At 39.2% G+C, this 7607-nt stretch carries 9 protein-coding genes and 1 pseudogene; 1 reads left to right on the forward strand and 9 read right to left on the reverse strand.

The genetic code is table 11. The features are described from left to right. Window positions 1-117 (reverse strand): annotated as a pseudogene (locus STRDD04_RS11675) (homoserine dehydrogenase); the annotation flags it as partial. Between the two features lie 133 nt (window positions 118-250). Here STRDD04_RS11675 and STRDD04_RS02985 point away from each other — a divergent pair. Next, complete coding sequence (locus tag STRDD04_RS02985) at window positions 251-1195, forward strand: polysaccharide deacetylase family protein (protein WP_062199233.1); 945 nt, start codon at window positions 251-253, stop codon at window positions 1193-1195. A gap of 110 nt (window positions 1196-1305) precedes the next feature. On the opposite strand, the gene kphA is transcribed toward STRDD04_RS02985, so the two are convergent. The 8 genes from kphA to STRDD04_RS03025 all read right to left on the reverse strand — a co-directional run bounded on the left by kphA (window position 1306) and on the right by STRDD04_RS03025 (window position 6941). Continuing rightward, a complete protein-coding gene (gene kphA / locus STRDD04_RS02990) occupies window positions 1306-1545 on the reverse strand; it encodes an RNA-binding protein KphA (protein ID WP_005590445.1) in 240 nt (79 codons plus the stop codon). A 19-nt stretch (window positions 1546-1564) separates the two neighbouring features. After that, window positions 1565-1837, reverse strand: coding sequence for a 30S ribosomal protein S16 (rpsP, locus tag STRDD04_RS02995; RefSeq protein ID WP_062199236.1), 273 nt, complete (start codon window positions 1835-1837; stop codon window positions 1565-1567). A gap of 130 nt (window positions 1838-1967) precedes the next feature. Continuing rightward, a complete protein-coding gene (locus tag STRDD04_RS03000; protein WP_062199238.1) occupies window positions 1968-2795 on the reverse strand; it encodes a hypothetical protein in 828 nt (275 codons plus the stop codon). Between the two features lie 11 nt (window positions 2796-2806). After that, window positions 2807-3496 (reverse strand): pyrimidine 5'-nucleotidase PynA, encoded by a 690-nt coding sequence (locus STRDD04_RS03005; protein WP_062199240.1) that lies wholly within the window; start codon window positions 3494-3496, stop codon window positions 2807-2809. A 205-nt stretch (window positions 3497-3701) separates the two neighbouring features. Then, the gene (locus STRDD04_RS03010) at window positions 3702-4628 is read right to left on the reverse strand and encodes a cysteine peptidase family C39 domain-containing protein (protein ID WP_062199242.1); all 927 of its coding nucleotides are present in this window, start codon (window positions 4626-4628) and stop codon (window positions 3702-3704) included. A 53-nt stretch (window positions 4629-4681) separates the two neighbouring features. Continuing rightward, window positions 4682-5515, reverse strand: a complete 834-nt coding sequence (locus STRDD04_RS03015) for an AraC family transcriptional regulator (RefSeq protein WP_062199243.1) — start codon at window positions 5513-5515, stop codon at window positions 4682-4684. 195 nt (window positions 5516-5710) lie between these two features. Further along, window positions 5711-6205, reverse strand: a complete 495-nt coding sequence (locus tag STRDD04_RS03020; protein WP_062199246.1) for a YkgJ family cysteine cluster protein — start codon at window positions 6203-6205, stop codon at window positions 5711-5713. Window positions 6206-6302: 97 nt separating this feature from the next. After that, complete coding sequence (locus STRDD04_RS03025) at window positions 6303-6941, reverse strand: hypothetical protein (protein ID WP_062199248.1); 639 nt, start codon at window positions 6939-6941, stop codon at window positions 6303-6305. Between the last annotated feature and the right edge of the window lie 666 nt (window positions 6942-7607).

A 7607-nucleotide genomic window follows, 5' to 3' on the forward strand; every position in this document is an offset into this window, starting at 1 on the left:
AGCTACCTCAATCTCTGAATGGGCAGCCTGAACAATCTTTTCACCGTTTTCTTTCAGTAAGAAAGGAACACCGCTGGCAACCGTTCCAAAACCAAGTAAAGCAATTTTAACAGACATGAAGAACTCCTTGAATATTTCTTATATAAAAAATATTATAACAAAATTATATAGAAATGCCTACAAATCTATTTGTAGATTTGTTATAATATAGGTAAAAATTTAAAAGTTCATAAGATTAGAAGGAGATATTATGGCAGGTAAACACACTGGAAATCGCATGCAAAGACGCAAAGCTAAGAAAAGAGCTATCTTTTTAGCTATATTCAACCTCTTCTTACTCCTCGCTTTGGTCATAGGAGGATTCTATCTTTGGAATACCAAATTCTCCTTCAACAAACAGATCACTGAAAGTAGTCAGACAGTGCAATCCACCTCTACACCTGCTTCTAATGTTGCAAATGAAGATGATTCGAGCAAGGCTTCAACCGTAAAATGGGTAAAGCAGGATCAGCCAGTTAAAATTCCAATTTTGATGTATCATGCTATCCATGTGATGGATCCCTCTGAAGCTGCAAATGCTGGTTTAATTGTAGATCCTAGCACTTTTGAAAGCCACTTGCAGGCTCTGAAGGAAGCTGGTTATTATACTTTGACTCCTGATGAAGCCTACAAGGTCTTGACAGAAAACGTCCTGCCTGAAAATAAAAAAGTGGTCTGGCTGACATTTGATGATAGTTTAAAAGACTTTTACACCAACGCCTTCCCGTTGCTTCAAAAGTACCAAATGAAGGCCACCAACAATGTCATCACTGGATTTGTCGAAGCAGGCCGAGAGGATATGTTGACTCTGGAAGAGATGAAAGAGATGAAAGCACAGGGCATGTCTTTTGAGGATCATACTGTCAATCACCCTGACCTTTCTGCTACATCAGCTGATCAGCAAACCACTGAATTACGAGATTCAAAAGCCTTTTTGGATAACAATCTCTCACAAAACACCACAACTGTTGCCTATCCATCCGGACGCTACAGCGATACTACTCTGCAAATAGCTGAAAGCCTCGGCTATAAGATGGGAGTAACAACCAATCACGGCCTTGCTTCACTTGCTGATGGTCTACTCTCACTCAATCGTGTTCGCATCAATCCAACAACCACTGCTGACGATTTATTAAATGAAATCGCAACGAATTAGATTAAAAAGCTGCTCCATGTGAAGCAGCTTTTAAAAAACTTTTATCAACAGTAACAATAAGTGAAGATCCTCTTTTGCCCACTTAAAAAAGCAACGAAAATTCGTTGCTTTTACTTTTCATCAATGACGATGCGTACTTTTTTGTACTCGGTTGGGACAGAGTAAACAATCGTCCTTATAGCGGAGATAGTACGCCCCTTACGACCGATTACACGTCCAACATCACTTGGATCAAGATCAAGATGATACTCTAAAAACTCAGGCGTATCTTCAATCTTGATAGTTAAGGCATCTGGCTGTGAAATCAAAGGTTTCACTATCGCAATAATGAGATTTTCAATCGTGTCCATATATCAACCTGCACTTCTATTATTTAGAGTATTTTGAATCGTGGAATTTCTTCAATACGCCTTCTTTTGAAAGGATGTTGCGAACTGTATCTGAAGGTTGAGCTCCATCAGCCAACCATGCAAGAACGCGATCTTCTTTCAAAGTCACTTGGTTTTCAGCTACAAGTGGGTTGTAAGTTCCAACTGTTTCGATGAAACGACCGTCACGAGGTGAACGTGAGTCTGCAACATTGATACGGTAGAAAGGTTTTTTCTTAGAACCCATACGAGTCAAACGGATTTTTACTGCCATTTTTAAAATATCTCTTTTCTTATTTTTTATTTCGGTGAAATAGCTGAGCTATTAAGCACATGTTCTATTATAGCAGATTAAAAACAGCTGTCAAGTTTTTTTCTTGACAGAGTTGAAATTTTTCTTGAGATTAGTCTTTCTCGTTATTTAAAATAATCTGTCCAGAAAAATTTTCATATTTTTTAAAATACAATTTGACTGAAGCATCTTTAGGAAAAGCACCTAAATCCATATACTTATTAATGGTCTCCGGAGCATAATACTCTGTGCCTCCACTACGACTATTATAGGACCTGCTTTTTACCTCGTCTTCTGATATAGCTTTCTCATCCAGTACTTGGTCTGAATGAAATTCGAAAGACCATTTTAAAAGACCTGCTTTATCCATCTTTTGGACAATCTCTTTTAGCTTATCATGATTTTCCGGATTGTTCCTGGATTCGACTAAAAATATACTATATAGCATGAGATATTTATTTAGGCTGTCTGAATCATCAACCTTTTTAGAGGGCGATATACTTATAGTTTGAAAGATAGCTCTGTCAAAGCCTGATTTTTGCTGGTATTCAGCTATCATGTCATCTTCCATTTCTTCTTGAGTTTTAAAAATTAAGCTCGTTACTTCTTGGTCTACCAAACATTCCAGTAGCTGGTATGCCGTACGCTCTCCGTAAAATATCTCGTAAAACTCTATTTTACTCCCCTTTCGTTGTGGATGGTATTTTAGAATAGGATACTTTTGGATATCTTCTTCTGAGAAATACAAATCTACCGTCGCACCGCCTCCCTCATAATGGTAACTCCCATCAGAAGTAATTTTGATTGGTTGAAAAGGCATTTTTTCAAAGAGAGCCTTCGTCGTGCGGATGCTTTCGTCAACCTCTTCTTTACTAGCATAACAGGATGACAGTAGCAATAAACTAGCCAAAAGAGAGAATAAGGCAAGAATTTTTTTCATTAACGACCTCCTTACGGAATCAATAGTCTGATAATCTCGTTATAAGAAGAGACAGTATAGGTCGGTTGAGCAAGACTTTCATTTTCTAGCTTTTTGGGATTGTACCAGAGAGAGTCCAGGCCTGCATTATTAGCACCAGCAATATCTGCTGTCAAAGAATCTCCAATCATCAAAGTCTGATACAGGTCAAAATCTGGTATCTGCTCTGCTATTTTTTCATAAAACAAAGCTTCGGGCTTCTGAGTTCCCATCTTTTCCGAGATAAAAATATGGTTAAAATAGGGTGAAATATCGGAATGGGCCATACGGCCGGTCTGAATAGCCGTGATGCCATTGGTGGCTCCGTAAATCTCATAGTCAGCTGCTGTCAGACTGTCCAAAAGCTCGCTAGCACCAGCATATGTTTGTCCTTGCTGAGCAATATGCTGCTGATAGAGAAAGGCTAACTCGGCTCCATCCTTCTCAATGCCAAAATGGGCAAAAAGACGAGAAAAGCGAGTGTTGACCAGCTCCGGCTTAGTAATTTTACCCTGCTCCAGTTCCCGCCAAAGCCCCTTGTTCATGGGAATATAATAGTCTTTGTAGGTCTGAATCTCCGTCACACCCTGCTCCTCCAAAAAATGAGTCAGGGCGATGTCTTCTGCCGTATCAAAATCCAGCAACGTATGATCTAGGTCGAAAAGTAGAAATTTGTATGACAAGGTTGAAGTCCTTTCTGTAACTATAATAGCTTCATTATACCACAAGCCACAAAAATATCAGCCGCTCAAAAATAAACGGCTGATTTCTAATCTATTTTACCTCTGGAATCAAAGTTCCATTTAATAGCTTGGCATCCCTTCCTTTGATCCTGCTGCATTACATTCTTTTATTTTCCAAACAGCATCTTCGTTTTTCTAACTTCTTCTACTCTTCTTTATAGTGAATACACAAATCTCTAAACTTATTATCTAGCGCTGCAATATCAAACAAGACTTCTGATAGTTTCTGATAATCTTCCTTGATACAAAATAGATGAGCTTGGCCAAACAATTTTGCTAAATTTTCTTTTAGTTCAAATCTGACCGTATCGTGGTCTTTTAAGAAGTTGCTCATGTATAGATTTCTGATAGAAGCTAATTTGAAGCTAAAGTATTGATGAAGATGCTTTTGTTCTTCATTCAAGCCATTGTCCGCTACCGACTTAGCATATCTTGCTATCACATTCTCCTCGCCACGTTCATATTGTTGTTTCATCAACATAGATGTTTTCTGGTAAACTTCTTTGAAAGTAGGAGATTTGATTTTTTGGAAGTTTCCCCACATGGAGAAAGAACCTCTTTTATAGTCGATATTTTTAGCTTCCCAGGCATTCGAAAATTCTGAGAAACTCATTTTCATACAAGCAAAGCCTGCTGGATCATGCAAATAGATAAATTCATCATCTAGATCATAAACCGAAATAAAATGGTCCACCCCATACAAATGGATATGATTGGGATTATAAGTGAGATAACCCATGTCCAAAGAGCCAAGAACAACTGGCCCGCTGAGCAAGAACTTACTTAACATTTCTCTGATAGAGAGAAGATTCACCGCATTTGAATCCTTTATATAGTATTCATCATATGTAAAACCCAGAATGTCTAAAGAATGGCTGATAGAACTATCTGGCATCCCATTATCAAAGAAGACTAAGGGGTGTTTTTCATCTTCCTTTATAATACTAGCGCCATTTCCCATTACCATAATGGCTTCCAAAAACTCAGGGCGAACATCATAACCATACGAATGCAGCGCCATCGCAAGTGAATATGTATAACAAAGAGAAACGTCCCCAAAATACATCTGCATAGCATCATCCTCCTCTGTAATCAACGCCTAAAAAATGACTTGCAATCACCATTTTATTTCACCACTGGTATCCAGAGTTCCATTTGATAGTCTGGCGAGGACATGTCTCCCTCGGTGTAAACTTCAAAGTCTGGTGCTCCTGAGTGGCGATAACCTGTTTCTGGGAAGAAGACTTCCAAAACATATTTCCAAGCATGGTGGATGCTGGCAGGTATAGCCCCCTTGACTGGTACGATGGCATATTCAGCTGCTGGGATTTCCTTGATAGAAAGGCCTAGGGCTTCTGCTTTCGCTTTATCCGTCACATCATAAGCCGCCATGTAGTTAATGATTTCACCCTCTTTGACATCAGAGCAGAGGCCAAAGGATTGGCCACTGCCCATACTTTCTAAGCTTTCAAAGCTGTGATTTGCATAGAGCTGCTCCCAAGCAGATGGGCACTGGCTATTGTCGATAGCTTCCAATAGGACGCCTGCTACAGTAAAAGCAGGTTTCTTTTGAATCTTGATATCCATATTCTTTCCTCCTGTAATCTTTAAGGATAATTGAAGTCTAGGAAAGACCCGATAAGGTTTTCCATTCCTAACTTCTGAGGGGGTTGCACCATGGAATTTCTTAAAGGCTGCGCTGAAGGCATCCGCAGACTCATAGCCGTATTTCATCGCTATGTCAATGACTTTCTCAGAGCTTTCCCGCAAGTCCGTCACAGCTTCTGACAGCCTGCGATTGCGCAAGTATTCTGCTAAAGTCGTATCTGCTAGGATGGAAAAGAGCCTACTAAAGAGAGCATAAGAATAGCCCGATAGCTGCTGGAATTTCTGCAAATCCACTTCTGCGTCCAACTTGCTTTCCAGATATTCCATGGTTCGATTGAATTGATGCATCATATTCTTTTTCACCTCACAAAAGATACTAAGGCCATTAAAAGCAAAGTGAAAATAGGAAAATTGACGGAGGGGCTCCTGCTCCGAGAAAATTTCATCTTTTTCACACAACTTTTAGGCCGTGTTCAATTCTAACTATAGTCTAGCAGTTCTAAGATACTTTCGCCCCAGAATTTTTGTACAAGATTTAGGGGATTTCTACAATCTCTCCCGCAGCTTCTCCACAAAGAGATAAGCCGCTGGGCAGGTCAGGGTATTTTTGATGGTCAGATGATTAATCTGATGAATCTTCTTGCGGTCTGTGTGAGGGAACTCACGGCAGGCCTTGGGACGGACATCGTAGATTGAGCAGAGATTGTCTCCTCCTAAAAAAGGACAAGGCATCGCCTTGAAAACCTTGTCACCGTCTTCGTCCACCTGCAGAAACTCCTCTTCAAAAACTGGCAGCTTCATCTTGAAATACTTGGCAATGCGGACAATGTCGGCTTCCTTAAAGTCTGGCCCCAGAGTTTTACAGCAATTGGCGCAGGCTGTACAGTCAATCTCCTCAAAGACTTCATCATGGATCTGCTGGGCAATCTTATCGAGGTTTTTTGGTGGCTTTTTCTTGAGACTGGCTAAAAATTTTCGGTGTTCTTTCTGCTTTTGCAGGGCTAGTTGGTGGTACTTTTCAAGGTCAATTTCTTGAGGCATGGTCTCTCATTCTCTCTATTCATAGGCATTTGACACTTAGCATTATACCATAAAATAAAAAAACGGCAGCTTTTAATAAAAAACTGCTGTTTCATTTTTAGATATTCGATTTTCCTGACTCTTCTAGCTTTTCATCCCAAGTGTATTCAATATAATAAACGAATTTACCGAGAGTATCTGAGTCCCCTTCAAAGGAGATGAGATAGATCTTATCCTTTTGTTTGAAAATCCAGCTAGTGAGGTATTGACCAGATTTCATATTGACATTTACTTGATAAGCATCATTTCCTGAAACAGTCGTTTTTGCTCCCCAAAATTTCTCAGCCTCTTTATTCTCGCTCCAATTATAATATATGCGATTTGCGATTGTCTCAGCCGTGAAATCCTCACCTTCTCCAATATTAGCTTTTTCCTTCGTATAGGCATTCATACTGACAATGTTGTAGCCGGAACCATCTGTATACTGGATACTGTCTCCACCACCTAAATCAGTAAACTTAACCCAGTTCTTTGGAATGCTGATGTAGCCATAGTCATCTGAACCGACACGTTTGGTTTCTGCAGTGACCAAACTATCATCCGCACTGGTGCTTGAGCTGCTATCGCCTCTTAAAGAGAAAGTCTCACTCGTTGAAGACGACTTGACTCTCCCCGTTTTCCTAGGAAATAATACACAGGAACTCAATGTCAAGCCTATTAAGCCCATCATAAGCAATAAAATCCATTTCTTTTTCATAGAAAAACTCCTTTCCACAAGAGTAAATTGTACCAATAACTATATTTTACCATATTTATCCACTTGCAAAAAACATTTACTGTCTAATCTGATAACTAAAGACAAGGAGCGTCATTGTGGTGTAATCTATACGAAGTTAAAAACAATATCTCCATTTGATTGCTACACTTCCGATTTTAGCCCCTCTGGACCTGACTAAAGATTTGATTTTTGTCAGAACTACCAACTCTGGCTTGATTCTGGTATTTTTGTTACAAACTGTTTTAGAACATTCTCAAGTTGATAGACTGCTTCTTTTTAAGATTTGTTAAAAAGAAAGTTTCACTTTTAACTCACACATCCCAGAGGCACTATGCAACGTAATATAACCATCTCCGACAGCCTCGAAACGAAAAGTTTTGAACAAATTCAAGCGATTTTTCTAGTACATCTTTCTTTTGTAAGGGATTGATTGTGTGAGAAAAGCCCTTCTTTCAACTTTTCTGTTCATCATAGTAGTTTCATTCCATCTTGTTCTAGCTCATTTTTACACGATACATAAAGAGTCTGGGACAAAAGTCCGACCTCAAATATAAAAAGCGAACAAAACTAGTTTTCTGGTAATCAGAATTCTGCTTTGTTCGCTTTTCGCATTTAATTATATATTTGAAGGGCTTAATAATTAAG

This window comes from Streptococcus sp. DD04 (genome assembly GCF_001578725.1).
Lineage (GTDB): Bacteria > Bacillota > Bacilli > Lactobacillales > Streptococcaceae > Streptococcus > Streptococcus sinensis.